Annotated in this window: 26 protein-coding genes and 1 tRNA gene; 16 read left to right on the forward strand and 11 right to left on the reverse strand. The window is 62.5% G+C overall.

Annotation, left to right across the window (positions count from 1 at the left end):
* Positions 1-165 precede the first annotated feature (165 nt).
* Positions 166-1,500: an NAD(P)/FAD-dependent oxidoreductase gene (locus HBA54_RS10210; protein ID WP_167224072.1), complete on the reverse strand. Its 1,335-nt coding sequence runs from the start codon at positions 1,498-1,500 to the stop codon at positions 166-168.
* A gap of 376 nt (positions 1,501-1,876) precedes the next feature.
* On the opposite strand from HBA54_RS10210, the gene HBA54_RS10215 reads away from it, so the two are divergent.
* Positions 1,877-3,421, forward strand: coding sequence for a trimethylamine methyltransferase family protein (locus HBA54_RS10215; RefSeq protein ID WP_167224073.1), 1,545 nt, complete (start codon positions 1,877-1,879; stop codon positions 3,419-3,421).
* Between the two features lie 36 nt (positions 3,422-3,457).
* Entirely contained in the window at positions 3,458-4,345 is an 888-nt protein-coding gene (locus HBA54_RS10220) for a DMT family transporter (RefSeq protein WP_167224074.1), read from the forward strand.
* Between the two features lie 4 nt (positions 4,346-4,349).
* Here the strand turns inward: HBA54_RS10220 and HBA54_RS10225 are convergent, their stop codons facing one another.
* Together HBA54_RS10225 and HBA54_RS10230 are read right to left on the reverse strand one after the other, a co-directional pair.
* Entirely contained in the window at positions 4,350-5,102 is a 753-nt protein-coding gene (locus HBA54_RS10225; protein ID WP_167224075.1) for a DUF8168 domain-containing protein, read from the reverse strand.
* A 163-nt stretch (positions 5,103-5,265) separates the two neighbouring features.
* The gene (locus HBA54_RS10230; RefSeq protein WP_167224076.1) at positions 5,266-6,207 is read right to left on the reverse strand and encodes a fatty acid desaturase; all 942 of its coding nucleotides are present in this window, start codon (positions 6,205-6,207) and stop codon (positions 5,266-5,268) included.
* A 191-nt stretch (positions 6,208-6,398) separates the two neighbouring features.
* Between HBA54_RS10230 and HBA54_RS10235 the strand changes: the two genes are divergently transcribed.
* Genes HBA54_RS10235 through HBA54_RS10250 form a run of 4 tightly spaced genes read left to right on the forward strand, consistent with a single transcriptional unit; the run spans position 6,399 to position 10,020 of the window.
* Positions 6,399-7,277 (forward strand): helix-turn-helix domain-containing protein, encoded by an 879-nt coding sequence (locus HBA54_RS10235; protein WP_167224077.1) that lies wholly within the window; start codon positions 6,399-6,401, stop codon positions 7,275-7,277.
* 30 nt (positions 7,278-7,307) lie between these two features.
* Entirely contained in the window at positions 7,308-7,748 is a 441-nt protein-coding gene (locus HBA54_RS10240) for a GFA family protein (protein WP_167224078.1), read from the forward strand.
* Complete coding sequence (locus HBA54_RS10245; RefSeq protein WP_167224079.1) at positions 7,748-8,554, forward strand: phosphate/phosphite/phosphonate ABC transporter substrate-binding protein; 807 nt, start codon at positions 7,748-7,750, stop codon at positions 8,552-8,554. Before HBA54_RS10240 ends, HBA54_RS10245 begins: the two co-directional genes overlap by 1 nt.
* A gap of 26 nt (positions 8,555-8,580) precedes the next feature.
* Entirely contained in the window at positions 8,581-10,020 is a 1,440-nt protein-coding gene (locus HBA54_RS10250; RefSeq protein ID WP_167224080.1) for an amidase, read from the forward strand.
* Positions 10,021-10,406: 386 nt separating this feature from the next.
* Here HBA54_RS10250 and HBA54_RS10255 read toward each other — a convergent pair whose 3' ends face one another.
* Positions 10,407-10,910, reverse strand: a complete 504-nt coding sequence (locus tag HBA54_RS10255; protein WP_167224082.1) for a thermonuclease family protein — start codon at positions 10,908-10,910, stop codon at positions 10,407-10,409.
* 185 nt (positions 10,911-11,095) lie between these two features.
* Between HBA54_RS10255 and HBA54_RS10260 the strand changes: the two genes are divergently transcribed.
* Positions 11,096-11,539, forward strand: a complete 444-nt coding sequence (locus tag HBA54_RS10260) for a FliM/FliN family flagellar motor switch protein (protein WP_167224084.1) — start codon at positions 11,096-11,098, stop codon at positions 11,537-11,539.
* 43 nt (positions 11,540-11,582) lie between these two features.
* On the opposite strand, the gene HBA54_RS10265 is transcribed toward HBA54_RS10260, so the two are convergent.
* The gene (locus HBA54_RS10265) at positions 11,583-11,933 is read right to left on the reverse strand and encodes a PilZ domain-containing protein (RefSeq protein WP_167224086.1); all 351 of its coding nucleotides are present in this window, start codon (positions 11,931-11,933) and stop codon (positions 11,583-11,585) included.
* 570 nt (positions 11,934-12,503) lie between these two features.
* On the opposite strand from HBA54_RS10265, the gene HBA54_RS10270 reads away from it, so the two are divergent.
* From HBA54_RS10270 to HBA54_RS10280, 3 genes are all read left to right on the forward strand, one after another.
* Positions 12,504-12,989 (forward strand): YajQ family cyclic di-GMP-binding protein, encoded by a 486-nt coding sequence (locus HBA54_RS10270; RefSeq protein WP_167224087.1) that lies wholly within the window; start codon positions 12,504-12,506, stop codon positions 12,987-12,989.
* Positions 12,990-13,206: 217 nt separating this feature from the next.
* Complete coding sequence (locus HBA54_RS10275; RefSeq protein WP_167224088.1) at positions 13,207-13,527, forward strand: hypothetical protein; 321 nt, start codon at positions 13,207-13,209, stop codon at positions 13,525-13,527.
* Positions 13,528-13,575: 48 nt separating this feature from the next.
* Entirely contained in the window at positions 13,576-14,274 is a 699-nt protein-coding gene (locus tag HBA54_RS10280; protein WP_167224090.1) for an SEL1-like repeat protein, read from the forward strand.
* 374 nt (positions 14,275-14,648) lie between these two features.
* Here the strand turns inward: HBA54_RS10280 and HBA54_RS10285 are convergent, their stop codons facing one another.
* Positions 14,649-15,653 (reverse strand): alpha/beta hydrolase, encoded by a 1,005-nt coding sequence (locus HBA54_RS10285; protein WP_167224092.1) that lies wholly within the window; start codon positions 15,651-15,653, stop codon positions 14,649-14,651.
* 148 nt (positions 15,654-15,801) lie between these two features.
* Between HBA54_RS10285 and HBA54_RS10290 the strand changes: the two genes are divergently transcribed.
* Positions 15,802-17,883, forward strand: a complete 2,082-nt coding sequence (locus tag HBA54_RS10290) for an oxidoreductase (RefSeq protein ID WP_167224094.1) — start codon at positions 15,802-15,804, stop codon at positions 17,881-17,883.
* A 414-nt stretch (positions 17,884-18,297) separates the two neighbouring features.
* Here the strand turns inward: HBA54_RS10290 and HBA54_RS10295 are convergent, their stop codons facing one another.
* Positions 18,298-18,534: a helix-turn-helix transcriptional regulator gene (locus tag HBA54_RS10295; RefSeq protein ID WP_167224096.1), complete on the reverse strand. Its 237-nt coding sequence runs from the start codon at positions 18,532-18,534 to the stop codon at positions 18,298-18,300.
* A gap of 160 nt (positions 18,535-18,694) precedes the next feature.
* On the opposite strand from HBA54_RS10295, the gene HBA54_RS28680 reads away from it, so the two are divergent.
* Positions 18,695-19,030: a helix-turn-helix domain-containing protein gene (locus HBA54_RS28680; protein ID WP_205944545.1), complete on the forward strand. Its 336-nt coding sequence runs from the start codon at positions 18,695-18,697 to the stop codon at positions 19,028-19,030.
* A gap of 368 nt (positions 19,031-19,398) precedes the next feature.
* Here HBA54_RS28680 and HBA54_RS10305 read toward each other — a convergent pair whose 3' ends face one another.
* The 3 genes from HBA54_RS10305 to HBA54_RS10315 all read right to left on the reverse strand — a co-directional run bounded on the left by HBA54_RS10305 (position 19,399) and on the right by HBA54_RS10315 (position 21,998).
* Positions 19,399-20,502, reverse strand: coding sequence for a 2OG-Fe(II) oxygenase (locus tag HBA54_RS10305; RefSeq protein WP_167224098.1), 1,104 nt, complete (start codon positions 20,500-20,502; stop codon positions 19,399-19,401).
* Between the two features lie 92 nt (positions 20,503-20,594).
* A complete protein-coding gene (locus HBA54_RS10310; RefSeq protein WP_167224100.1) occupies positions 20,595-20,993 on the reverse strand; it encodes a RidA family protein in 399 nt (132 codons plus the stop codon).
* Between the two features lie 75 nt (positions 20,994-21,068).
* Entirely contained in the window at positions 21,069-21,998 is a 930-nt protein-coding gene (locus HBA54_RS10315; RefSeq protein WP_322096012.1) for a DUF3108 domain-containing protein, read from the reverse strand.
* 375 nt (positions 21,999-22,373) lie between these two features.
* Here HBA54_RS10315 and HBA54_RS10320 point away from each other — a divergent pair, with 375 nt between their 5' ends.
* The 4 genes from HBA54_RS10320 to HBA54_RS10335 all read left to right on the forward strand — a co-directional run bounded on the left by HBA54_RS10320 (position 22,374) and on the right by HBA54_RS10335 (position 25,275).
* Positions 22,374-23,222 (forward strand): LCCL domain-containing protein, encoded by an 849-nt coding sequence (locus HBA54_RS10320; protein ID WP_167224104.1) that lies wholly within the window; start codon positions 22,374-22,376, stop codon positions 23,220-23,222.
* A 148-nt stretch (positions 23,223-23,370) separates the two neighbouring features.
* The gene (locus HBA54_RS10325) at positions 23,371-23,667 is read left to right on the forward strand and encodes a hypothetical protein (protein WP_167224106.1); all 297 of its coding nucleotides are present in this window, start codon (positions 23,371-23,373) and stop codon (positions 23,665-23,667) included.
* A gap of 449 nt (positions 23,668-24,116) precedes the next feature.
* A complete protein-coding gene (locus tag HBA54_RS10330; RefSeq protein WP_205944546.1) occupies positions 24,117-24,608 on the forward strand; it encodes a thiol-disulfide oxidoreductase DCC family protein in 492 nt (163 codons plus the stop codon).
* 160 nt (positions 24,609-24,768) lie between these two features.
* Entirely contained in the window at positions 24,769-25,275 is a 507-nt protein-coding gene (locus HBA54_RS10335) for a CIA30 family protein (protein WP_167224110.1), read from the forward strand.
* A 131-nt stretch (positions 25,276-25,406) separates the two neighbouring features.
* Here the strand turns inward: HBA54_RS10335 and HBA54_RS10340 are convergent.
* Positions 25,407-25,482 (reverse strand) — tRNA-Thr (locus tag HBA54_RS10340).
* Positions 25,483-25,533: the final 51 nt, after the last annotated feature.

Consider the following 25,533-nt stretch of genomic DNA (forward strand, 5'->3'; position numbering starts at 1 on the left):
GACGATTGAGCCAAATCCTCACGAAGAGCCTCCAGAGGAATAATGTTAGTTCTTTCAATCGCAGCCCGCCAGCTAGTGGCTGACATATTGACAGCTTAACCAGCACGCAAAAAAGGCGGAGCCACATAAAGCTCCGCCTTTTCGTTTACTCCAGCGTGCCGTTTGCTAAACCCAGGGGCAGTGGCTGTTGGAGGCGCCGAAGGTGCGGCCTTGGGCGAAGCGGGTGAAGGCGAAGGGCTCCAGCTCCGCCACCCGGTTGTCGCCGGCCAGGATCTTTGCCACCAGCTTGCCGACCCCGGTCATTTTGAAGCCGTGGTTTGAATCGGCGATCATGTAGGCGTTGGGCAGGATCCAGTCGAAGATCGGCACGTTGTCCGGCGTGAAGGCGCCGATGCCGCCGTTGGGCCGGTCCTTGAAGTTCTTCCGGTGTCCTTTGAAGCGCGGCATCAGATAGCCCATGGCGGCGGTCAGGTAGTCGGCGAACCAGTCGTCGGCCTGGTAGTCCTTGTTGTCCCAGCCGTAGGGATCGACCGCGGCCTTGGGGCCGATCTTGATGGGGATGGTGCCGCCCTGCACGCCGGCGCGCTCCATCCGCTCGGCGCCGTTCTTCCAGTAGACATAGAGATGGTCGGAGATCTCGGCACCGGTTTCCTCGTTCATCACCGGGGTGTTCATCATCTCGACGTGGAGTACCGGCGGGTCCAGGTCGCGGTTATCGCGGTAGGGCTCATCGACATAGACCTCGCCCTCCAGCAGCCGCCAGTAGGTCCACATGTCCAGGCTGTTGGTGCCGCCGTCGGGATACTTGGCCTCGATGGTGTCGGGCTTGCCCAGCATCTCCCAGTGCTTGCCGATCCAGGCGCCGTAGCAGAGCACGGCGACGTCGCAGGCGATGTCGCCCTCGTTGGTGTGCAGCTTGGAGATGCGTCCGTTGGTGACGTCGTAGCCGGTAACCTCGATGCCGGAGAGGATCTGCACGCCGTGCTGAACGCACTTCTCGGCCAGGCCGGCGACGGCCTGGCGGGTGCCGGCATAGCCCGAGGGTTTTTCGTGCAGCACGACACCGACGTTCTCGGTGTTGAAGTCGGGCCAGTATCCTTTCAGGAAAGACTTGGCCTCCTTGCCGACATAAACGTCGGAGCGGTAGTCGGCGGCGTTCTGACTCTTGGTCATGCGCTCGTAGTCGGCGATCTGGTTTTCCTCGCCGACGGAGATGTAGCCGACCTGCTGGAAGCCGAAGCGCACCGGGTCTTCCATCCAGACGTCGACGGAATGACGCAGGATCGGATGCAGCGCTTCGGTCATGTAGAAGTTGCGCACGCAGCCGCAGGCGATGCCGCTGGCCCCGGCGCCGGGTGCTGTCTTGTCGAGGACGACGATGTCTTTGCCGGACCCCTTGCCGCGAGCCTCCAGCTCCATGGCCAGGTGCCAGGCAGTGGAGAGGCCGTGGATGCCGGCCCCGGCGATGACATAGGTTTTTGAATCCGGAAGTACGGTCATGGTGGTGGTATCCTTGTCAGGTCTGATCGACGGATCGTTCCCCCCTGGCGCCCACCTTGACCGTATGGCCCGCTAGGAAGACCGCGTCTGTCTTCCCGTCTGCGCCGGGCGGAATCGATCCGACCCTTTTCGGGTGCCGCCGGGGCGGTTGTTGACCGCCAGAACCCTGCGCGTTTAGGCCGGAAACGACACCACCTGTCGTCTATACACGAGACTTTCCGGACTTGTATATACAATTTGATAGGGAAGCAGATCAGCCGCGGCGGCCCGCCACGATTCTGGCGCAACGGGGCCGGGAGCCCGTGATGCACGCCGCCGGGCAGGCTGTCCTGTCGCACAAACATAAAGGCCTCACCATGAAGGCCGAGGAGGTACCATGGCACGGGATACGGGGCGCCGCGGCGGACGGCGCGGGCAGGGGGAACGCAGGCCGGCAGCCGGCCTGAAGCAGCTCGACTGGGTGTTGCCGGAAAACCCCTACGACCCCATAAAAGTGCTGCGCGACGATCAGGTTGAAATGATCACCGACACCGCCTTCCGCATTCTGGAAGAGGTCGGCATGGACTTCCTCCACTCCGAAGCCCGGGAAATCCTCGCCAAGGCCGGCGCCAGGGTGGAGCCGGGCAGCCAGCGTGTTTACCTCGACCGCGGTCTGGTGAAGGAGGCGCTGGCCTCGGCCCCTTCCAGTTTCACCCTGCATGCCCGCAACCCGGCCCACAATCTGGAGATCGGCGGGCGCAGGATCGTGTTCGGCAGCGTCGGCTCGGCCCCCAATTCATCCGATATGGACGGCGGGCGCCGTCCCGGCAACTACCGGGACTACAAGAACTTCCTGCGCCTGACCCAGGCCTTCAACATCGTGCACTTCGTGGCCGGCTATCCGGTGGAGCCGGTCGACCTGCACCCTGCGACCCGGCACCTGGATGCGCTGCGGGATTGTCTGACGCTGACCGACAAGGCTTTCCATGCCTATTCCCTCGGCCGGGCCCGCATTCTCGACGGCCTGGAGATCGTGCGTATCGGTCACGGCATGACGGAGACTGAACTGGCCGCCAAACCCTGCCTGTTCACCATCGTCAACACCTCCTCGCCGCTGCGCCTCGACGGACCGATGATCGAAGGCATCATCGAAATGGCGCGGCGCAATCAGGTGGTGATCATCACGCCGTTCACGCTGTCGGGTGCCATGAGCCCGGCGACGGTGGCCGGGGCCCTGGCCCAGCAGCATGCCGAGGCCATGGCGGGCATGGCCTTTACCCAGATGGTCAACCCGGGTGCGCCGGTGATCTACGGCGGCTTCACCTCCAACGTCGATATGAAATCGGGCGCGCCGGCCTTCGGCACGCCGGAATACAGCCGCGCCGCCCTGGCCGGCGGACAGCTGGCCCGGCACCTGGGCATTCCCTATCGCTCCTCCAACGCCAACGCGGCCAACTGCGTCGATGCCCAGGCGGCTTACGAATCCCAGATGTCGATCTGGGGCGCGGTCATGGGCCACGCCAATTTCATGATGCACGGCGCCGGCTGGCTGGAGGGCGGTCTCTGTGCCTCCTTCGAGAAATTCGTGCTGGATGTGGAGATGCTGCAGATGATGACGGAGTTCCTGCGGCCCCTGGAGGTCAGCGAGGACTCCATCGGTCTGGAAGCGATCCGCGAGGTCGGGCCCGGCGGTCATTTCTTCGGCGCCGCCCATACGCTGGAGCGCTATGAGACTGCCTTCTACGATCCTATCCTGTCGGACTGGCGCAACTTCGAAAACTGGCAGGACGGCGGCAGCGAAACCGCGACCCAGCGCGCCAACCGCCTGTACAAATCCGTGCTGGAAGACTTCACGCCGCCGCCCCTCGACCCGGCGATAAAGGACGAGCTCGACGACTTCGTCGCGCGCCGCACGGCGGAGGGGGGTGCAGAAGCAGCATAGCTGGTTCTGCACGGGGTCGGTTAGTCTCGGCCCGTCATGAACAATTTATCCGACAACTTCCGCGGCGCCCTTTTCATGTCCATCTCCATGGCGGGCTTTGCGCTGAACGACGCGACCGTCAAGTTGGCTTCCGCGGACCTCGGCCTGTTTCAGATTATCCTGCTGCGCGGCGTTTTCGCCTGCCTGTTGCTCACCCTGCTGGCCTGGCATCGCCGCAGCCTGTTCTATCGGCCATCGCGCGGCGACACGATGGTGCTGATCCTGAGGGCGACGGGCGAGGTCGGTGGCACGCTGTGTTTCCTGACCGCGCTTTTCAACATGCCGATCGCCAACGCGACCGCCATCCTTCAGGCGTTGCCCCTGGCCGTCACCCTGGCGGCCGCCCTGTTCCTGGACGAGGCCGTGGGCTGGCGGCGCTACAGCGCCATCGCGGTGGGCTTCATCGGTGTGCTGATTATCGTCCGGCCGGGCGGGGAGGGCTTTAACGCCTACGCCCTCTGGGCCGTGGCGGCTGTCGCCTTCATCGTGCTGCGCGATCTTTCAACCCGGCTTCTTTCCGCCGGCGTTCCCACGCTGTTCACCGCGCTCACCTCCGGCCTGGCGATTACCGTTGTCGGCGGCGTGCTGGCGCTGACCGAGGACTGGGCGCCGGTCAGCGGACCGTCGCTCGCGCTGACGGCGGGCGCCGCCTTCTTCCTGCTCTTTGCCTATATCTTCGGTGTCAGGACCATGCGCATGGGCGAGGTCAGCTTCATCTCACCCTTCCGCTACACTGTCCTCATCTGGGCGATGATCCTGGGCTTCCTGCTGTTCGGCGAAGTTCCCGACGGCTGGACCCTGGTCGGCAGCCTCGTCGTGGTCGGTATGGGCATCTACACCTTCTACCGCGAACGGCGGCTGTTGAAGGCGGCTGCGGCGCAATGAGACCCTAATATTCGGGAAACTTTTCGCTGCTGAGTCTAGTCTTGTCGTTAGCTAGAAAGTGGGCGAACCGTCTGACCACCTCTCGCGCAATCTCCATCTGCCTTTTGCGCTGACCCCATGTCTGATCAACGATAATGCCATGTCTCATTTGATCGGCTGCTACTTTGAACTCTGCTAGGGTGCTTTGCTGCAAATTCAGAGCAGTGCGCATTTCTCTCCATGCTGCGATGTCTTTTCTACCAGACGTCATCGAAAGAAAGAATCCTTTCACAGCCTCTATTGCTCGGTAGCAATAAAACGCTGTTTCAATAGGCATTCTTATCGATCTCCGGAAATTGGCCATTGCTGATCGCAACTGGAGATCTGATCCCGCTAGCTGAACGAGCTGAGCAAGCTCCGGGAACGGGTCCGTGGTATCTATTCGTTCGTCAGCGCCAAACACTCGTAAATAGCCAGAGTCGACGTTGAGAGCTGAAACGATCTCAACATCGTAGCCGATCCCGCTCGCAATTCCATGAGCATCAGTGAAGACTGACACTAGGCTGTTGACCACAAGATTTCGTAGCGTTTCCAAATTGATTTCGACGTTGTTGGTTATGCATCGGACCGAAATTACCGATTTCAGAATCGTGAAGTGACAGCCAATCTCACCGAACGGTGTTTCGATAGACCTCTGGATGGGATTGCCCCCACTACCGGTAGCATTAAAGTCGGCTCTCTCGGGAATGACGCGGCCATGGAATACAATTGTAGACATCAGTGTCCTGAGTTTTTTGGTTCACTGATTAGTTAGCCAATCTGACTTCTCAATGACCAGAGAAAACGAAAAATGCTGCTATCTGTGTTGGTCCGCCTAGGCGATCGCGTAGAACGGTGAGCAGCTGCTCCCGTGCCTCTTCGATCAGAACCGATTAGGGTGGTTATGCCGTTCCCGGATGGACCGGGGCTTCCTTGGCGCGGAAGAAATAGCGCCGGAAGATGGTACCGTAACCGGAGAACACGTAGCCCCCGTTGGCGGCCTGGAAGAGGGCGCGCTGTTCGCGGTAGAGCGCCGGGATGCGGTACCAGGGCAGGCCCGGCTTGGCGTGGTGGACGATGTGCAGGTTGTTGTTGAGGAACAGCAGCGACATCAGCGGCCCGGCCTCGACGATGGCCGAGCGGTGGGTCGGAACCGGCTCCGCGCGATGCTCCAGGAAGGAGCGCAGCAGGGTCAGGCCGATGCCGGGATAGACGAAGAACAGCAGGTATTGCCAGAGCGGCAGGCCGCAGACGGCGAGCACCCAGGTAAGCACCAGAACGACACCCAGCCCATGAAGCGCCCAGGCCTTGGCGTGGGAGAAATCGCCCCGCAGCAGGCGCTTGCCTTCGGCACCGTAGAGCAGCCAGAAGCAGCGCAGCGGCCCCAACAGCAGGCGCCCGGCAAGGCTGTTCTGCACCCAGAGGAAGGTCCGGACGAAGGGGCCGGCGGTGGCCCAGGCCTCAGCGGTAAGATAGAAGGATTCCGGATCGTCCAGCGGATCGGTGAGGCTGTCGTCGTTGTGGTGTGCCAGATGGCTTTCGCGATAGAGGCGGAAGGGGATCCAGAGCCAGAGGCTCGGCAGCACCAGGGCTTCGTTCAGCCAGGCGAAAGGCGTCGGGTGGCCGTGCACCACCTCATGCTGCAGTGAGCCGTGCCAGGCCACCAGAAAGGTGCCGGCCGGCAGCAGGACCCACCAGGCCAGGGCGCCGTGGAACCAGGTAAGGGCGCCGAAGGCAGCGTAAATCACAACCACGACCGCCAGGGTCGGGAACTCGAACTTTCTGGAAACGTGTTTTCTCAGAACGGGGGCAGAGGCCTGCCCCGACACAAAACGATTACTCAAGTGGTTTCATCCCCCGATGAATAACGGCTGATACATAACGACCAGGGCATTCTCCCAAAAAGGGGTAGGGGACAACAATGCGGGACTGCGCACATATCGCAGTTTCTTATCTGCATTGTTTACAATCGCCGCATATTCACTCTAATATGTGCGAATTATCAACAAAGTGGCTAATAATCACGGAAACCTTAATGGATCGCCGACAAACCGTTGAAATCTTTCGCGAACGCCTGACCGAGGTGATCGACCGCTCGGGCCTCAGCCGTTCGGCCTTCGCCCGCAAGGCCGGTCTCGACCGCTCGACGCTCTCACAGCTGCTGTCCGACGGAAACGACCGCCTGCCGCGGGCGGAGACCATTGCTTCCATCGCCGAACATGAGCAGGTCTCCACCGACTGGCTGCTGGGGCTGATCCAGGAGGAGAAGGTCGGCACCAACATTCTGAGTGAGGCACCGGAAATCGCCCAGGGGACTTCTTCCACCTTTGCTGACGAGCGGCTGGCGCGCTGGCGGGCCGAGGCGGTGGGCTACAAGATCCGCTATGTGCCCTCCACCCTGCCGGACCTCTTGAAGGGGGAGGAAGTGATCCGCTTCGAGTATCGTCAGCAGGGCAGCGAGATGCCGGCCTTTCGCATGGAGCAGGCGGAGGCGCGTCTGGCCTACAGCCGGCGGCCGGAGACCGACCTGGAGGCCTGTTCCTCCCTTCAATCGCTGGAGATGTTTGCGCGCGGGCAGGGCATCTGGTCGACCCTGCCGCTGTCCGACCGCAAGCTGCAGCTCTCCTGGATGATCGCGCTGCTGGATGAACTCTATCCGACCTTCCGCTGGTTTCTCTTCGATGGCCTGAAGCATTACTCCGCGCCGGTTACCATCTTCGGGCCCACGCGGGCCGCCGCCTATATCGGCAATATGTATTTCGTCTTCAATTCGACCGAACATATCCGTGCGCTGACCCAGCACTTTGATAATCTGATCCGCGGTGCCGTGGTGCAGCCGCCGGATGTGTCAAAGCTGCTGGCGGGCCTGTTGTCGGAGCTTGAGAGCCGGGAAGAGAAGGGCGCCAAGCGCTAGGAGCGGCAATGCATTAGGGGCATTACGGGGATGACGAAAGACGACACAAGAGAAGGCGGTTGCCTCTGCGGCGCGATACGCTTTCGCGTGACCGGGCCGCTGCGCCCGGTGATTGCCTGCCATTGCGGACAGTGCCGCCGGGTACACAGTAACTTCGCGGCGTTTTCGGCGGTCCGGCGCGACGGCCTTGCGATCGTGAACGAGGCGGCGGTCGTCTGGTACGGCTCTTCGCCCGGCGTGCGCCGGGGCTTTTGCGGCGGCTGCGGTGCCTCGCTGTTTTGGGACAAGGCGGACAACGATTTCGTCTCGGTCTCCGCAGGCGCTCTGGATCAACCGTCGGGCCTGCGCGTTCATCGTCATATCCATGTCGCCGACAAGGGCGACTTCTACGAGATCGGCGACGGTCTTGAGCGGCTGTCCGCAGGCCAGAATGATCCTTGGCCGGACGATCCCTGGCCGGACGGGGCCTGATGCTGAGGGCATCCCTGCCGATGTACGACCTGCCCGGCCTTCAGGCGCAGACCGATGCCTGGTGGGCGGCGCTGGCCCGGGCATTCCGTGCCGAAGGGCTGCAGGACGTGCCCGACATCCTGGAGCGCGGCGGCGATCCGGCGGCGCTTTGGCTGTCTCCCGATCTGCTGTTCAGCCAGACCTGCGGCTATCCGCTGACCCATGCGCTGAAGGGCAGGGTAACCCTGCTGGCGACCCCGGAATACGACTGCCCGGGTTGCGAGGGTGGGTTTTATTTCAGCGAGATCCTGGTGCGCGAAGACGCCGACTATGGCGATCTCACTGCACTGAAGGGCGCGCGTGCCGTGGCGAACGAGGTGGGTTCGCAGAGCGGCTACAATGTCCTGCGCGCGGCCGTCGCGCCTCTGGCCGAGGATGGCAGATTCTTTGCCTCCCTGCGTCTCAGTGGCAGCCACCGGGCATCGATGGCGGCTGTGATCGCGGGTGAGGCCGATGTCTGTGCCGTCGACTGTGTGACCTATCGTTTGCTGGCCGGAACGCAGCCCGCTGCGGTGGCGGGGCTGCGCCGCCTGGTGGCCAGTCCCGCGGCACCGGCCTTGCCCTACATCACGCGCGGCGACATCGCGGCGGCGGATCTGGAGCGTCTGCGGGCCGGCCTGCGCAGCGCCTTTGCCGATCCGGCTTTGCAGGACTTACGGGCGGAGCTGCTGCTGCACAAGATCCTGGTGAAGCCTGCCAGTGCCTATGACTGTATTTGTGAGATGGAAGCCGGCGCGGTGGCGCTGGGCTATCCGGAAGTCGCCTGAGAGCGCCTTCGGCAAAAGAGGAAAACATGACCGAAGAGACCTCCCTCTGTGATATGAGCGCGCTGTCGCTGCGGCGCCTGCTGCTGGCGAAGGAGGTCTCGCCGGTCGAGCTTCTGACCGCCTGCCACCAGCGCATCGATGCCGTGAATCCGGCGGTCAATGCCATCGTTGCCGAAGATCGTGCGGCGGCCCTGGCGGCGGCAAAGCAGGCGGAGGCGGCGATCCTGCGCGGTGAAACGCAAGCGCCGCTGTTGGGCCTGCCGATCGGCATCAAGGACCTGAACGAGACGGCGGGCCTGCGCACGACCTTCGGCTCGCCGGCCTTTGCCGAACATGTTCCCGCGAAGGACGATGCCTTTGTGGCGACGGTCCGGGCGGCCGGCGGGATCATCGCTGCCAAGACCAACACACCGGAGTTCGGGGCCGGCGCCAATACGACCAACGCGGTCTACGGGACCACGGCCAATCCTTATGACACCGCGCTGACCTGCGGCGGTTCCTCCGGCGGCTCGGCGGTGGCCCTGGCGACCGGGATGCTGCCCCTGGCCGGCGGCTCCGATCTCGGCGGGTCGCTGCGTACGCCGGCGGCCTACTGCGGTATCGTCGGTTATCGGGCAACCCCGGGCCTGGTGCCGACGGCGCGCAAGGCAATGGGTTGGTCGCCGCTCTGGACCGAAGGGCCGATGGCGCGGAGCCTTGGCGACCTCCTGCTGTTCCTCTCCGCCATTGCCGGTGAGGACCGGCGCGACCCGCTGTCGGGCTTTACCGAAGGCGCTGCCTTTGGCGGGCTGCGCCCTGCGTCGCTTGAAGGCGTCAAGGTAGCCGTCTCCGAAGACCTCGGCGCGGCCCCGGTCAGCCAGGCAGTGCGCCGGCTCTTCCGCCAGCGCTGCGCGGCGCTGGGCGAGATTGTCGACTGCAGGGAAGCGAACCCGGCACTGGGCGAGCAGGACCGCTGTTTCGAGGTGCTGCGGGCTGTCGGCTTCCTGGGGGAACTGAAAAGCCTGGTCGAGCGCTCGCCGGCGCTGGTCGGCCCCAATGTCACGGCCAATGTGAAGCTCGGTCTGACGTTTTCCGCGGTGGATGTGGCCGAGGCCCTGGTCGCGCAGACAGCGCTCTATCATCGCTTCCTGGCGTTTATGGAAGACTACGACCTCTTGGTCTGCCCGGTGGCTTCGGTCCAGCCCTTCGACAAGGCGCAGCTCTTCCCGACGGAAATCGACGGGCAGCCCTTGGCGACCTACATCTCCTGGGTGGCGATTACCTATGTCCTGACGTTGACCGGCCACCCGGTTCTTGTGTTGCCCTGCGGTCTTGATGAAAACGGTCTGCCCTTCGGGCTGCAGTTCGTCGGCCGCAAGGGGCGGGACCGGGAGCTGCTGCGCCTCGGCCTGGCGCTTGAAGAGGCGCTGGCGAAAGAGACGCTGCTTTCGCGCAGCCTGCCTGATATCGCCGGTCTGCATCGCTGATTGCCGTACGCCCGTCCAAAGAAAAGCGGCCCCGGGAAGAACCCGGGGCCGTAAGGACTAATCGTGGCTTAAAGGTAGGTCCCACGGCAAGGTCGCTAACGCCGTATTGAACCTAGTACTGGCAAAGCAGTAATCAGAAGGTATCACCCCTAAGGGCTAGAATCAATTGAAATTCGAATAATTAACTATTCATGTTAATGTATAGGCGTTATTTTCATTTTGAATTTCTTATAAATACAACTGTTAACTATTAATTTTGATGAATTACAGTGTGTTTTATAGGAGTTGTTTTTCCTAGTTTATCTAGATTGTTTTGTTAATTAACCGACTGCTATCGGATAATCGCGTCTTTTATTACAACAGGGTTTAGGCGGTTGACCGATTTGTTACCGGCCGCGCCAGAGCCCCCGGCCGGCCGCACGGGCTGTCTCTTCCTGTGCCAGGTAATCGGTAACGTCGTCTCGTTCAGCCAGAGCCCAGCCCTGTTCGACCAGCCAGGCATTGAGCTCGGGCCCGCCGACGCCGCCGAGATAGCAGACCGCGAGGATGTCCCCGCCGGCGCCGCGCGCACGCTCGACGCAGACGACCCAGTGATTGCCGACCCGGTTCTGGGTTGCCCAGCGCGCTTCCTGGCCGCAAGCCCAGACTTGGTCGCCGATTGCGCAGGTTTGGGACGGTGCGACGGCACGCAGGCCGTAAAGAGAGAGGCGCTGGCCGGCGAAGCCGAGGCTGGCGGAATCGATCACGGCCGGTCCGCGGCCCGATACCTGGCGGGCGCTTTTCTGCGCCCCGGCCTCAGCCGCTGCAAGGCAGAGGGTGAGGGCCGCCATCAACAGGGAGCGCCACAAAAGCCTGTTCGAGCCTGCGGCGGGAAGGATGTGGATGCTCATGCGCCGAACTTGCCATAGGGACCGCCGAAAGGTAAGCCGCTGGATTGCTGCGTGCTGCTCTCATTTCGTTAAGCAATTATGGTTAAATATGACTAAGAGCAGCAACAGGATCGACGTAACCTCCAGGTGCCCTCTAAGGCTGGGTTTGGGTGGGCGGTCCCGGAACAACCGGCATGGATTGAGCAATGCCTGACGACGACGAAGAGAAGAACGCCGAGGCCTCCGCCGACGCCGAGGGCGAAGTGGACGCATCTGCTGAAGAAGCCGGTTCGGATGACGCCGACCAGGAGGCCATGATGGCTGAGTGGGCGGCCATGGCCGAAGAGGGTGAAGAAGACGACGCGGCGGGTGGTGACGACGGGTCAGCCGCCGGCGACGACGCTTCTGAGATGATACCCTCCATCCACGAGGTTTCGCTGGAGGCCTATGCGATCCTCGGCACCGCTTCCATGCCGGTCAGCCAGCTTTTGCGCATGGGCCGCGGCGCGGTGGTGGAGTTGGAGACCGGACTGGGCGACGAGATAGAAATGCGGATCAACGACCAGCTTGTCGCCAAGGGCGAGGTTGTGGTGGTCGAAGACCGTATCGCCATTGAGATTACGGATATCGTCAAGCGCGAAGGCAGCTGATCTCTGGCTGACCTGGCCGCTTACCGGGCGCCGCGCGACAGGGTCAGGCGGCGCTGACGCGGTTGTTGGGGATTCCCTGACGCAGGCAGTGGGAAATCAGCCGCAGGGCCGAATCGGTCAGCGTGAACGCAATACCCATGCATTCCCCGTCATGCCACATGCAGGTTCCCAGGATCTCACCCGCCTCGGCATGCTCGACGCTTACGTCCACCGGCGGTGGCGTTTCGTCGGCAAAGCGCAGTTTGGCGCCGCCGATCGAGACATCCTCTAGAATGCCTTGGTAGCATTTGCCTGCGGCGGTCAAGGTGATCGTTTCCTGCCGCGGCAACACGAAGCGTAACGAGCGTCGCCGCTCGAAATCACGCAGATGCTCTGGGCCAACTTTTGAGCTCATAGGAACTCCAAAAAAACTTACTAACGGAACCTTTCTAATCGTAATCGGTAAGATATTAACAAGATACTAATCGACAAAGGCGATTTCAGAATAAAACCGGTTAAGGAGAAGTTACTTCGCAGGTTCATTGGTTTCCTGCGTGTAATTAGCCTTAAATCGCGCGTGATTATTCTGTGGCAAACGCAGGGTGTACTCAGGTGAGCCGAGGATCGACGCCGGCTTGAACCTTCCGGCGGCCGGTTTCCGGTTGATGTTCCGTAGAAAAGGCGGCCTGCCTTATTGGTAGAATAGGGCGCCAGGACATTCTCGATTACTTGATTCGAATCTTACGGGAAGGGGGTACGCTGGCAGACCGTATCGTCGGGATCTTTCCCTGACGCGCTTCCCGGAAGAAACGATCCGGGCGACCCTGCCGAGCGACTATAATGTGCTGGTCGAATCGGCCGCAGGGTGGAACCGTCCGCGGTGCCGAAGGTCGGTCGCATCAGGGCGCGATGTTCCCGGTTGAGGCAATTGGGAGCGCAAATCGCCCCTACCTTGTTCAGGCAGAGGCTGGAGGAGAACCAAAGCATGCCGTCGTTTGATATCGTCTCGGAAACGGACCTCAATGAGGTCGACAATGCGCTTGCCGGCATGCGCCGGGAAATCGAGCAGCGCTATGACTTCAAAGGATCGAAGTGTTCGATCGAGCGGAAGGAGGGCGTTCTGACCCTTCTGGCCGATGACGATCTGAAACTGCGCCAGATGCACGACCTCCTCAGCACCTACCTGACGCGGCGCAAGATCGATTCAGGTGCTTGCGACCTCGGCACGCCGGAAAAGGCCTCGGGCAACTCCATCCGCCAGACCGTGACCATCAAGCAGGGGATCGCACAGGATCTCGGCAAGAAGATCGTGAAGGAACTGAAGTCCAGCAAACTGAAGGTTCAGGTCTCGATCCAGGGCGACAGCCTGCGGGTGACCGGCAAAAAGCGCGATGACCTTCAGGACGCCATTGCCTTCGTCAAGGATCTGGGGATCGACCAGCCCCTGCAATACGAGAACTTCCGCGACTGATATCCGGTTGCCGACTACCACCCCACTACATCTGGTGGGTGATGGCGCCTGGACCCCAGGTTCGGACGATTGGACAGGCCTGAATCCAGTTTGGTAATTTGTTATTAACTATTGAGGATCAATGTCTTAGCCAATCATTGAAAGAACTGGCGACATTTACCTCATGGTTACATTTTCAAGGGAAGCTGAAGGCAACGTCCGAACCGTGGAGAGGTCCATGTCGGTTTTGCCCATTGGTCATGCAGAGTTTACGCGGGCCGATATTCATGTCCTGCTGAACAAAGGTTGCGAGATGGTCGATCGCGGTTTGGCCGGCGCTTGTGTGCCGGTGGAAACCGAGGCCGGCGAACTGGTGGTCGCTTTGCTCGACTACGATCATCAATGCCTGATTTGCGCTTTCGGCAAGGCCCAAGGCTGGTACTACGCCCTGGATGCCGCTTGGCAGCCCCTGGCACAGGGACAGTTGATCGAAGATGTCCTTTCGGTCCTGCCCGGCGCCCTGGAAGCCCATCGGCCCGCCGCGGCCAACGCCTGCTGAACGGACATCATCGTGTCCGCCCGGTCTGTACGGCCTGATCGCTGTACCTTGGCGATACGAACCGTTCTCGCCGCTTTCCTGTTGCCGGTCTTTCTGCTTGCCGCTGCGCAGGCAGAGTCCCCTGCTGTACCTTCAGCGGCCGGGGAAACAGGCGAACCACACGCCGATAAATCAAACGCAGATACATCGCCCTGGGAACACGATCTCTGGAACGGCGCGACGACGATGATGCGCGTCTATATCTGCGCCCATGCCCGCCGGGCGCCGACCTGGTGCGCGCAGACGCAAGTGCTGCCGTCGAATGTGCCGCTCCCCGACGAACAGGGGCCGCCCCTCACAGCCGAGGATGCGGCCTGGCTGGCGTTTCTGGAGCAGACCGACCCAGCCGATCTCTCTTTGAAGGAAGTTGCCTTCATCAAGCGCCGCGCCTTGGATCGCCGCGACACGCAGGCCATGGAAATCCTCGGTTATCTCTATGCGCAGGGAGTGTCGGTGAAACGAGATTATGCCGAGGCCTATCGCTGGTATGGCCGTGCCTTCCTGGCTGGCGAGAAAAGGGTGCGTCCCAATCTGGATTTGGTCTGGGGCCTGCTGCAGAGATACGATCTGGAGGCGGCGGTGGCGCTGACCCGTGAGTTCAACGCCCTTAAGGAGGGCGAGCTGATGCCGGCGGTCGAGGCGCAGGGCGACCCGCCGCTGGCCGGCGGCCAGGCACCGGTGGCGCAGGGCGACCCCACAGGTCTCTAGCTTCGGGCCTCTAGTCCCAGGCGTTGCGGGACCGGCAAACTATCCACGACTGGTTCCCAGGAACGGCTTGTTGAGGCTGATCCCCACACCAGTATCCGTTGCAAGAAGAGTGACGGCATGGAATGACTTCCAGTCTGCGAAGTCTATAAACCGCTGGTGACTGTTGCGGAATTGCCGCTATTCCTGCCTATATTTTAGAACGTTTGGTCAATTTTTCAGCAAATGAAAAAATTGCTTTGTAGATTGCTGCTGAAATACCCATATTAGACCTGCGAACGGTGCTTTGCGCCGTTCCGGACGCCCTTCGGGCGTTTCCTCCCTAAACTTGGGCCACCGGTTACGGTGGCCTTTTTTTTGTCTGAACCGAGGGGCTGTCAGCTCAGTGCCTTGGCCAGGAAGGGCAGGCTGCGGTCCATCCGATAGTCGACCGCGGAGTGGTCGTCGGCGAATTCCTCGTAGACATGATCGACCCCGGCGGCTTTCAGTTTGCGGTGCAGCCTTCGGGCGCCGTAAACCAGCTGGTATTGATCGACGTCGCCGCAGTCGATCCACAAGGCCTTCAGTTTTTTCAGATTGTCCGTCTTGTCGTCGGCCATGTTGACCGGGTCCCAGGGGCGCCAGTTCCGCCAGCGTTCTTCGATCAACTCGCAGGTCTCGAGATCGACCGGCAGGCGGACACCGCAGAAGGCGGCGGGGTCCGGGTCGTAGGTGGCGCACATGGCCAGGGTCATGAGCAGATGAATGTCGCCGCCCTTCCATTTCGGCCCGGCCTCGAAATCCTTGATGAACTTTTCGATGGAACCTTTTTTGGCGATGGCGCGCAGCACGGCGGGCATATCGCCGAGATAGCAGAGCTCGAAGCCCATGTCCCCCGAATGACAGGCCGCCGCCGACCAGCAGTCCGGCCGGCGAAAGGCATGGACGATGGAGCCGTAGCCGCCTGAGGACTTTCCGAAGAGGCCACGGCGTCCGTCGCCGCCGCAGCCGAAGTGCTGCTCCACCAGGGGCACAACTTCGTCGATCAGCACGTCTTCCCAGGGGCCCATGGCTTCCGAGTTGATGTACTGATTGCCGCCCAGCCGGGTGAAGCAGTCTGGAAAGGCCACCACCGCCGGCGGCATCTCGCCCTGGCCGATCAGCCGGTCGAGGCGTTCGGGAACGTTCTCGCCGAAGTTCTTCCAGTTCACATGGGCCGGGCCGCCGGCGGTAAAGCCGACGATGTCGATCAGCAGCGGCAGATCCTTGCCGTCGTGTCCCTGGGGTATGTAGACCACAACATCGCGTTCGTGCGGGTCACCCAGCAGGTTATTGCGCAGCAGCGTGGAATCGAGAACCAGACGGTGAAGCATGCCCCGGGGGGCTGAGCGGTCGAGACGCATGGGGTCATCCTTCTTTGATCCTCGGTTGTCCTTAGTCTGTCCATTGCTGCCGGCCACTGCAATCTGCGAAGAGACCGTCCCAGAAAAGTTGCGAAAGAGGCCGCAGCGGTTAGCCTGCTTGTCAAGAGACAGACGTTGAAGGACCCTCATGCGCGATCCCCGTTACGACATTCTTTTCGAGCCGGTGGCCATCGGGCCGGTGACCGCCCGCAACCGCTTTTACCAGGTGCCGCACTGCGCCGGCATGGGCTACCGCTATCCCAGCTCCAATGCCGCCCTGCGCGGCATGAAGGCCGAGGGCGGCTGGGCCGTGGTCTGTACCGAAGAAGCCGAGATTCATCCCTCCGCCGAGATCAGCCCCTATGTCGAGAACCGCATCTGGGATGCCCAGGACCTGCCGCACCTGACGGCGCTGACCGAGGCGGTGCATGCCCAGGGCGGGCTGGCGGGGATCGAACTGGTTCACAATGGCCTGCACAGCCCCAATCACTACAGCCGCGAGGTACCCATGGGCCCGTCCCACCGGGCCGTCGATTCCGGCGATCCGCTGCAGGCCCGGGCCATGGACAAGGCGGACATCGCCAACCTCAGGCGCTGGCACCGTAACGCGGCCCTGCGCGCCAGAGAGGCCGGCTTCGACATCGTCTACGTCTATGCCGGTCATGATATGTCGCTGCTGCAGCACTTCCTCTCGCGGCGCCACAACGACCGCACGGACGAATACGGCGGCAGCCTGGAAAACCGTGTCCGGCTGATCAGGGAGGTCCTGATCGACACCAAGGAGGCGGTCGGCGACCGCTGTGGCGTCGCCTTTCGCTTCGCCGTCGACGAGCTGCTGGGCGCGGACGGGATCACCGCCGGGGGCGAGGGGCACGATGCCGTCGCGATGTTGGCCGAACTGCCGGACCTCTGGGATGTGAATGTCTCGGGCTGGGATAACGACAGCCAGACCGCCCGCTTCGCCGAAGAGGGCTATCAGGAAACCTACACCCGCTTCGTGAAATCCTTGACGACAAAGCCGGTGGTGGGGGTCGGCCGCTACACCTCGCCCGATGCCATGGTGCGGGTGGTGAAGCAGGGCATCATGGACATGCTCGGTGCGGCGCGGCCTTCCATCGCCGATCCCTTCCTGCCAAAGAAAATCGAGACCGGGCGCATCGACGACATCCGCGAATGCATCGGCTGCAACATCTGCGTCACCGGCGACAACTTCGCGGCGCCGATCCGCTGCACCCAGAACCCGACCATGGGGGAGGAGTGGCGCCGCGGCTGGCACCCGGAGGTGATCCCCGAGATCAAACAGCGCGAGCGGGTGCTGATCGTCGGTGGCGGCCCCGCCGGGCTGGAAGCGGCGCGCGCCTGCGGCCAGCGTGGCCTGGAGGTGGTGCTGGCGGAAGCAGGAGAGGTTTGGGGCGGCCGCGTGGCGCGTGAATGCAAGTTGCCGGGCCTCGCCTCCTGGGGCCGGGTGCGGGACTGGCGCCTCGGCCAGTTGCACAAGCTGGCCAACGTCGAGATGTATTTGGCAAGCGACCTCACGGCCGACGACATCCTGAGCTACGGCATCGCCCATGTCGCCCTGGCGACCGGCGCTGTCTGGCGGCGCGACGGCATCGGGCGCACGCGTCACTCTGAGATTCCTGGATTGGATAGGGGCCCGCTGCTGACCCCCGACGATGTGATGGCCGAAGGTTTCGACGATCAGGCGCTGCCCGACGGGCCTGTGGTGGTCTATGACGACGAGGGCTACGTGATGGGCGGCCTGATGGCGGAGGTGCTGGCCAGGGCAGGGCGGGCGGTGACGCTGGTAACGCCCGCGCCCCTGGTGTCCGCCTGGACCCAGCACGCCCTGGATCAGCCGCGCATCCACCGCCGGCTGGTGGAGAGCGGCGTGAGCATCAGGCTGAACGCAGTGATGACGGCGCGCGGCGCCGATAGCGTCGATCTGGCCTGCAGCTACACCGGCGCGCCAGACAGGCTCGCCTGCGTGCTGTTGGTTGCGGTGACATCACGGCTGCCGAATGAAAAACTCTATCTCGATCTGAAAGCCCGCGAGAGCGACGGGACCGACATCGGGATCGAAACGCTGGGGAGCATCGGCGACGGCCGCGCCCCCGGCACCATCGCCGCCGCCGTCTTCGCCGGCCACCGCTACGCCCGCGACTTCGGCGAGGTTATCGATCCCGACGTAACGCCCTTCCGGCGCGAGGCGATCGAGGTGCTTGGGAATTGATGTAAGACGGCCATCCTCTCCTATCGTCACCCTCGTGCCTGTCACGAGGGTCCATCGCGCCACCGCGCGAACCTTGGCGGCCAATGCCCGGGCCGGGCCGGAGCATGGATACTCGGGACAAAGCCCGAGTATGACGGGGTGTTTTCCGTTCGTCACCCTCGTGCCTGTCACGAGGGTCCATCGCGCCACCGCGCGAACCTTGGCGGCCAATGCCCGGGACGGGCCGAAGCATGGATACTCGGGACAAAGCCCGAGTATGACGGGGTGTTTTCCGTTCGTCACCCTCGTGCCTGTCACGAGGGTCCATCGCGCCGCCGCGCGAACCTTGGCGGCGAAGGTCTGGGTCGGGCCGGAGCATGGATGCTCGTGTCGAGCACGAGCATGACGGTTTTGGGGTGCCGAGGGTGAGGGGCGTCAGGTTTTGCGCAGGCGCACGCCGGGGCCGGCGGTGTCGTCTTCGTCGATGAAGATCACGCCCGCGTTCTCCAGGGCAGCACGCAGGGCGGCGCGGTTGTTGGGATGGGGCGTATGGGCGCCGGTTTCGAAGTTGGCAATGGTCTCACGTGTTAAGCCGGTGGCTTCGGCGAGGTTGGGCTGCGACCAATTCAAGAGGGCGCGACCGGCGCGGCATTGTTCCAGGGTTAGGCTCATGGGCTCCTGATACGACAAAGCGTTTGACGGTCCAACACAGTCTTGGTATTAAATACAAAGTTTTACGATACATAAAACTTTGTATTCTCTAGACGGCGCAGACGGGTGGTGGAACACCCGCCCGCGCCTGACCACAACCCGACTGTAAAGGAGTCAGGCCATGGCTAAGCCTAGCCTTATCACGGATTCGCATTCTCAAGGCAAACGGCCCTCCAACAACGGCGCCGCAACCCTGCCGCCCCCGGCGGAGCCCACCCGGATCACCGGCCATCAGTGCCGCGCCGCCCGGGCCATGCTGGAGTGGAGCCGCGAGGACCTCGCCGAGCGCAGCGGCATCCACTACATCACCCTCTGCAACTTCGAACTCGGTCACTGCGCCCTCAAGCCGGCCGGTGCCCGCCTGCTGCGCCTGACCTTCATTTCCGCCGGAGTGCTGCTGATCGACGCCGACGGCAGCGGCGGCCCCGGCGTCTGCCTTGCGAAGCCAGTGGCCTAAGCGGTTCCGGTCCGCGCCTTGCTGAGCCGGTCTCACCGCCGCGCTCTTCTATAGTCACCCTCGGGCTTTGTCCCGAGTATGACGGGGGTGTTTTCCGTTCGTCACCCTCGGGCTTGTCCCGAGGGTCCATCGCGCCACCCTCTGGGGTCTTGGTGGTGACGATTCGAAACCGGCCGAACCTTGGATGCTCGGGACAAAGCCCGAGCATGACGGGGGTGTTTTCCGTTCGTCACCCTCGGGCTTGTCCCGAGGGTCCATCGCGCCACCCTCTGGGTCTTGATGGTGACGGTTCGAAACCGGCCGAACCATGGATGCTCGGGACAAAGCCCGAGCATGGCGGGTGCGGGGCAGGCGGGCGAGAGCCGTGATTAGTTCCCGAACAGATGGGTACCCAGGATGAAGCGGCGGCCCGCCGTGACCGGCAGGATGTCGTGCAGCAGGGTGCAGGACCAGACGATGGCGGTGCCGGTGGGCACCCTGTAACCCTGCTGGCTGTATTCGCCGAAGCGCAAGGCCCCACCCTCGAAGTCGCCGGCGTTCAGGGCGACCGAGAGGGTGAAGCGGCGGTGCCGGGTTTCCTTCGTCGGGTTGTCGCGGTGCGGGCCCAGGCTGCCGTCCTCCGCCGCGTCATAGCCGGCGATGCGGTATTCCTCGCGCCGCGAAACCTTGGTCTGAAAGGCCTTCCGGATCTCCGGCATCACCCGGCGGTGGATCTTGGCGTCGAGATACTTCTGCAGCGGCCCGTCGCGCACCACCCGCTGCAGAACTTTGCCGTAATCCTTGTTGCGCACCATGAAGTCGCCGGTTTCCTGCTCGAAGCCCCGGCTGTTCAGGCCCTCCGCCTCCCAGACCGGGGCCGGGCGGTGCCAGTAGTCGATCAGGTCGGCGCAGTCCCGGGCGGTTAGCGTGCGCGGCAGGACGAGCACCGGCGGGTGACCGGCCATCGCTGTCGTAGCGGGATCTTCCGATGCGGATTCCAGGGCCGTCAGGATCTTGGCGCCGCGCGTGGCGCCGCCGCCGTCGATCACCGCCACCATCCGCAGGTTGGCGTCCAGCACGAAGGTGACGGCGGAACGGCCGATGGTCTGCGGGTCCAGGCCACAGGCACGATAGACCTCGGCTTTAGCATCGGCGAGTATGGGAAAGGGCAGGGTCTGGCTGTTCTGCAAGGCGCGGTTCGCGGCAAGGCTGCGCCGGGTAACGGCCAGCACCACCGCAGTGCGGGGCTGTCCGCCGGGGGCAAATTCACTGCTCTCCAGCGTCTCGGTCAGCCCCGACAGTTCGTCGCCGTAGGAAGGGCCGCTGCCGGCGCATTCGAAGATCAGCACCAACGGCTTGCCCGCAAGGTGATCGAAGAGTGGGTTGATGAGTTTGCCGTCGGGGTCCGGCAGGCTGAAGGGCCGTATGCGGTCACCCGCTTCCAGACGATCCACGCCCTGAAAGGGTTTTTGTTCCTGCGTCGCTACGGCCATCCCCGGCTCCCCCGTCCCGGAACGATCCTCCTCCGATACCAGGGTTTTGCCAACCGTATTGTTTAGATCAGTATTGTTTAGGCCGCGATTGTTTAGTCCAGGGCGGTCCGAGAGGCGGTTATCCTGACTTCGACCAAAGCGCCTTCGACGGCCAGTTCAGCGACGCCGATGGCGGTCCAGGCGGGATAGGGTTCGGTAACGTAACGCTCTCTGACCTGCCGAAAGAGCGCCAGGTGATCCCGAAGGCCGACATGGTAGCTCGTCATTTCGATCACGTGGCGAAAGTCGAGCGCCGCTTCTGTCAGGACCAGCTTGACGGTTTCAAAGGCTTGAATGAATTGGCCCTCAGGGTCGTTCGGAAGCGACCCATCCGCTGCGACACCGGTGAAGCCGGACAAGAAGACAAGGCCATCGGATTCAATGGCCGGTGAAAAGCACCAGTCGTCATAGTAGGACTGCAGGGCAGGCGGTGTGATCGATTTGCGCAGCATACGCCTGTTTTAACACCGGCCAGCTGCTTTAACACCGGCAATGAAGGCTTCCTATCGATGGCTTCGACCGAGTGTTCAGTCGGTCAGCAGGGCTTCGGCCTTATCGCCAAGGCTGTAGCCGGTCAGATGGCCCATGACGGTACCGTAGGCGGTTTCGATCTGCAGGCGCACCGGAATCAGCGGGGCGTCCTCGGCCGGGCGGGCGACCCAGATCACGCGCTCGCGCGCCGTCGCGGCGTACTTGCTGCGCTCGACACGGTGACCGCCCAGCATTTCATAGTCCAGGCGGCAGCCCCGGGCTTCGCCGTCGAAGATCGAGTAGTCGTTGGGCTCCAGTTTGCGTGTGCCGGCGTCGGCGACCGTCAGGTCATAACGCTTGCGGCCGTCGAAGACGGCAAAGCGCCCCTCGCAGGCGCCGCCTGACTGCAACAGTTGTGCGAGCCCGGCGATAATGCTCAGGGGGTCGAGCGTGCCCTTGCCGGCATCGGCGGGCAGGGGGTGGCGATCCTCCCAGTCCTGTTCCGGCATAACGTCCGCCTCGATGATGTTGCCGGCATTGTCGTAGCGCAGGGCAACGATGCGCTCGCCTTCCTCGGCCGTGCCGCGGTTGTCATGGCGCTGGGGAATGATCTTGTCGGCGGCGACTAGGCCCCGGCTTTCGGTTTCGCCTTTCCAGGGATTGAACCAGCCGAGCATGCCCTGGGTTTCCGCCGCCGCAGCGACCCGGTAGCGCTCACCGCCGTTTTCAAGCCGGGCTTCGGCGTTCAACACATGGAAGCCGCCGAAGAAGACCTCGTAGGTCGCGGTTATCGGCCGTTGCTCTGCTGAAGGTTCTTCCGCCGCCGCTACGCCGCCAGCGAAGGCACAAAAGAGTAGGGGAGCCCATATCCTCGTATATCTACGGCCATATACCATCGCGTCACCAGCCTGCCCACAAATAGTCATAAGACGCCTCTTGACCGAGGACACGCAATTTATTACGCAGAGCGCGGTCGCCTGGATCATGCGCGTGCCTGACCGCGCATAAGCTTATCTGAGAAACGCATGCAGATCGAGCCTGCTTGGCGACGGCAATCCGCAACCTTTTGCGGACGTGCAAACGCACGAAAATCATTTTCTTTTGAACCTCTACCCGGGCAGCAGCGACCAGAAGGTAGCTGCGCGGCGTTTCCGCGTGAGCGGCCGGACAGGAGGCACGTGCCGATCACCATTCAGTTTCGTATTCACGTACCACTGCGACTTTGCAATTCGTGTAGCCGAATCTGCGGAGACAGCTGCATGTCCGTTGCGGACAAAAAAGGGCCGGAATTTCACGGTCCTGTCCCTGCGGGCGTCCGGGCAGCGACAGCATAACCAATCAAAATATTAGGAGACCTAGACATGACTAAGCGCAACATTACCTTTCTCGCCGCGGTTGCGGCTGCGGGTTTTTCTCTGGGTGGGGTGGCGATCAATCAGGCTGCGGCCCAGGACGCTGCCCAGCAGATTCCTGAAATCGAGTTGAACACCACCCTCGGGAACTACCAGTTCGATAGCGACAAGTTTATCGGACAGCGGTTCAGCGCCGTATGCCCGCCGCTTTCAATCAAAGACAAAGCCGACGCGATCTACGGAACGGACGTTTATCCCAGCAACAATCCGATCTGCGTTGCCGCGCTGCATGCCGGCAAAGTTACGACCGACGGCGGCAAGGTCACGGTTCAGCTGAATCCCGGCCTGGAATCCTACGAGGGAAGCAGCCGTAATGATGTCGATAGCGGCAGCTTGCCGGGCACCAAACGCAGCATGGTCTTCGTTGATGCCGCCGGTTCCTCCGCGGCCGATGAGGCCCGGGCGCCCTATATCGAGCGCCTGAAATGGGACAGCAGGTTTTCCCGCAGCGGCTTCGCCCACAAGCAGCTGGTCGGCCAGCAGTTCACCTTCAACTGCCCTGCCGCCCCCGCCGACATGAAGCCGCGGCGCGTGATCGGCACGGACTCTTATGCCCAGAAGGCCATCATCTGTCTGGCGGCCGTTCATGCCGGCAAGATCACCACGACGGACGGTGGCCTGGTAACCGTTCAGATGAACCCCGGCATCAAGAAGCTGGTCGGCAGCATCCGCAACGGTATCGAGACGGTTGACGGTTCCGGCAGCCCGCATTCGATTTCGTTTGTGGACGGCCCGGCCGCCGGCAGCACGGCTGCCAGCACCCCCGATGCCAGCGCCCCGGCGACGACGTCGAACTAAGAAGCGGCGATCCGCAAACAGGGCGGTGAAAGACGACTCACCGTCATTGAATCGGGACGCCTTGGAAATGGGACACCTTGGTCCGGGCCTGCGGCACGGCCAAGGTGTTTCCTTTTCGGTGAAGTCGCTCAGCTTTGGGAGAGGTGCCATGTTTGGCGTGATATCGGGTATTGTTCTGCTGGCCGGATCCGTGGGCCTGATGGCCGCTGCCGTCCTGCACAATCAGCTGGACCCCAACTACGCGACCGCTATGACCATACCGCTGGCCAATATCATCAGTCTGATAACGGCCCTTTTGAGCGCGGTGGTTTCGGCGCTTGCCTCCAGGGGTGGCCGGGCCAGGGCAGCGGCGAAGCGAACCATGATGACGGGCTTTGCCTGCGCGGTCGTGCTGGCACTGCTCCTTCCGCTTTCGAATGGCGGTCATCTGAGCAGCGTTCAATAAGCCGGAGGACAGGCCCTGCCATCCAAAGGGCCGCGCGACTTGAAATCTGGCGGCGTCGGTATACTTGCGAATTAAGGTAACAATGCTCCGGGCAGGAACAGTCCCCTATGGGTCTGCTGCGCGGGCTATACCACCGACGCTGGAGAATGAGATCGTGTTTGCAGTAATCGGATATTCTGTCGCAGCAAAGGGCTTTGTTCTCGGCATTGCGGTCGGCGGCACCATGGCGGCGCTGGCAAAGCGCTGCAGGAAATGCCGGGGCGAAAGGAGTCCGTCTTGATCGTTCGTCTTGGATTGAGTTTCGGCGTCCACCTGTTGGCCGGTGTCGCCTTCGGTGCGCTGGCCGTCGGCGCTGCGCGGTCATGCACCAAAAAACGGGAGAACAGCTTGTCTGGGCCTCGGTCGGAATCAACCACGCGCCCTGCCGCACAAAGCTGACAGGCTGTTCATTGCCTCCCGCAAAATCGCTCACCGTCTTTTACGACGGCGCCTGTCCCCTCTGTGAACGCGAGATCGGGTTTTACCGCCGCCGCAAAGGTGCAGCAGCGCTGCATTGGGTCGACGTGAGCGAGGCTGATGACGGTGAAGTCGCGCCGGGACTGTTCAGAGATGAGGCGATGGCACGCTTTCATGTGCGCGATGAAGCAGGAGATATCGTGTCGGGGGGCGAAGCTTTTGCCCGGCTGTGGCAGGCACTGCCCGGCTTTCGCCCAGTCGGCAGGCTCTTCAGCCTCTGGCCTTTGACCTGGCTGATCAATGGGTCTTACGATTACTTCTTGCGGTTTCGCCCCCGGCTTCAGCGCCTGGCCGGCGCCTTTGGTGGCAAAGGCCGAGAGGTCTGTGAAGAAACGGGGCCTTGCTCAAGCAATCCCGTTTCGTCCAAGGCTGTCGTCGAGACCAGTCCGGAAAAACTTCGGAAGTCACCCTCTGGTGGCTCGTAAGGCAGATGTGCGGTATGGCGGTTGGTGGCGCTGGATAGGCGCCTGCGTTCCTGCGTCCGGCGTCGCATCGCCTTGCCGCTTGCTATGGTATCCGCTTGGCTTGGCGTCTCTCCTGTTCTTGCTTCAGGATGCCGCTATTGGAAAAACGGCGGATAGCCAGATGCTGATTGACGACTTCTCCAGACCGGACCTGACCTCTGCGCTGGGTACCCGCTGGCGGGCCGTCAGCGATCAGGTGATGGGGGGTGTTTCCGAGGTCTCGGTCGAGCGTCGGCAGATCGGGCAAAGCGACTGCCTGCATCTCGGCGGCCCGGTGCGATTGGACAACAACGGCGGTTTCATCCAGGCGGCGCTTGACCTGTCGCCCTCTGAGGAAGTGCTCGATGCATCGGCCTATGCCGGCCTGCGGATAACGGTACGCGGCAATGGCGAGGTCTATGCGCTGCATCTGCGCAGCGCCGACATCAACAAGCCCTGGCAATCTTATCGCGCCTCGTTCCTTGCCAAAGAGGCGCTGCAGACCATCGATCTGCCGTTTGCCGATTTTGCTCCCCATCGCCTGGAAACGGCTTTGGACGTGACCCGGTTGCGGCGCGTAGGCCTTGTCGCCATCGGCCGCGCTTTTCAGGCTGACCTGTCGCTCTGTGGAATCAGCTTCTATCGCTGAGGTAGGGCGCTCCAGACTGGGAGCCCCAGACTCTGCGCTGATCGACTGAAGTCCGGAAAGCCTCCGGCTGATGGACAGAGGCCTCGCCAAACGGGCCGATGACACCGCTGCGAAGAATACCGTGGAGGATATGGTGCCGGCTGCAGGATTCGAACCCGCGACCCCCTGATTACAAATCAGGTGCTCTACCAACTGAGCTAAGCCGGCCCTGGATACCGTGCGCCCGGCGGCGGCAGGCAATCGGCCTGGGCGCCAAGG

The organism is Pelagibius litoralis (assembly GCF_011683915.1).
Taxonomy (GTDB): domain Bacteria; phylum Pseudomonadota; class Alphaproteobacteria; order Kiloniellales; family Kiloniellaceae; genus Pelagibius; species Pelagibius litoralis.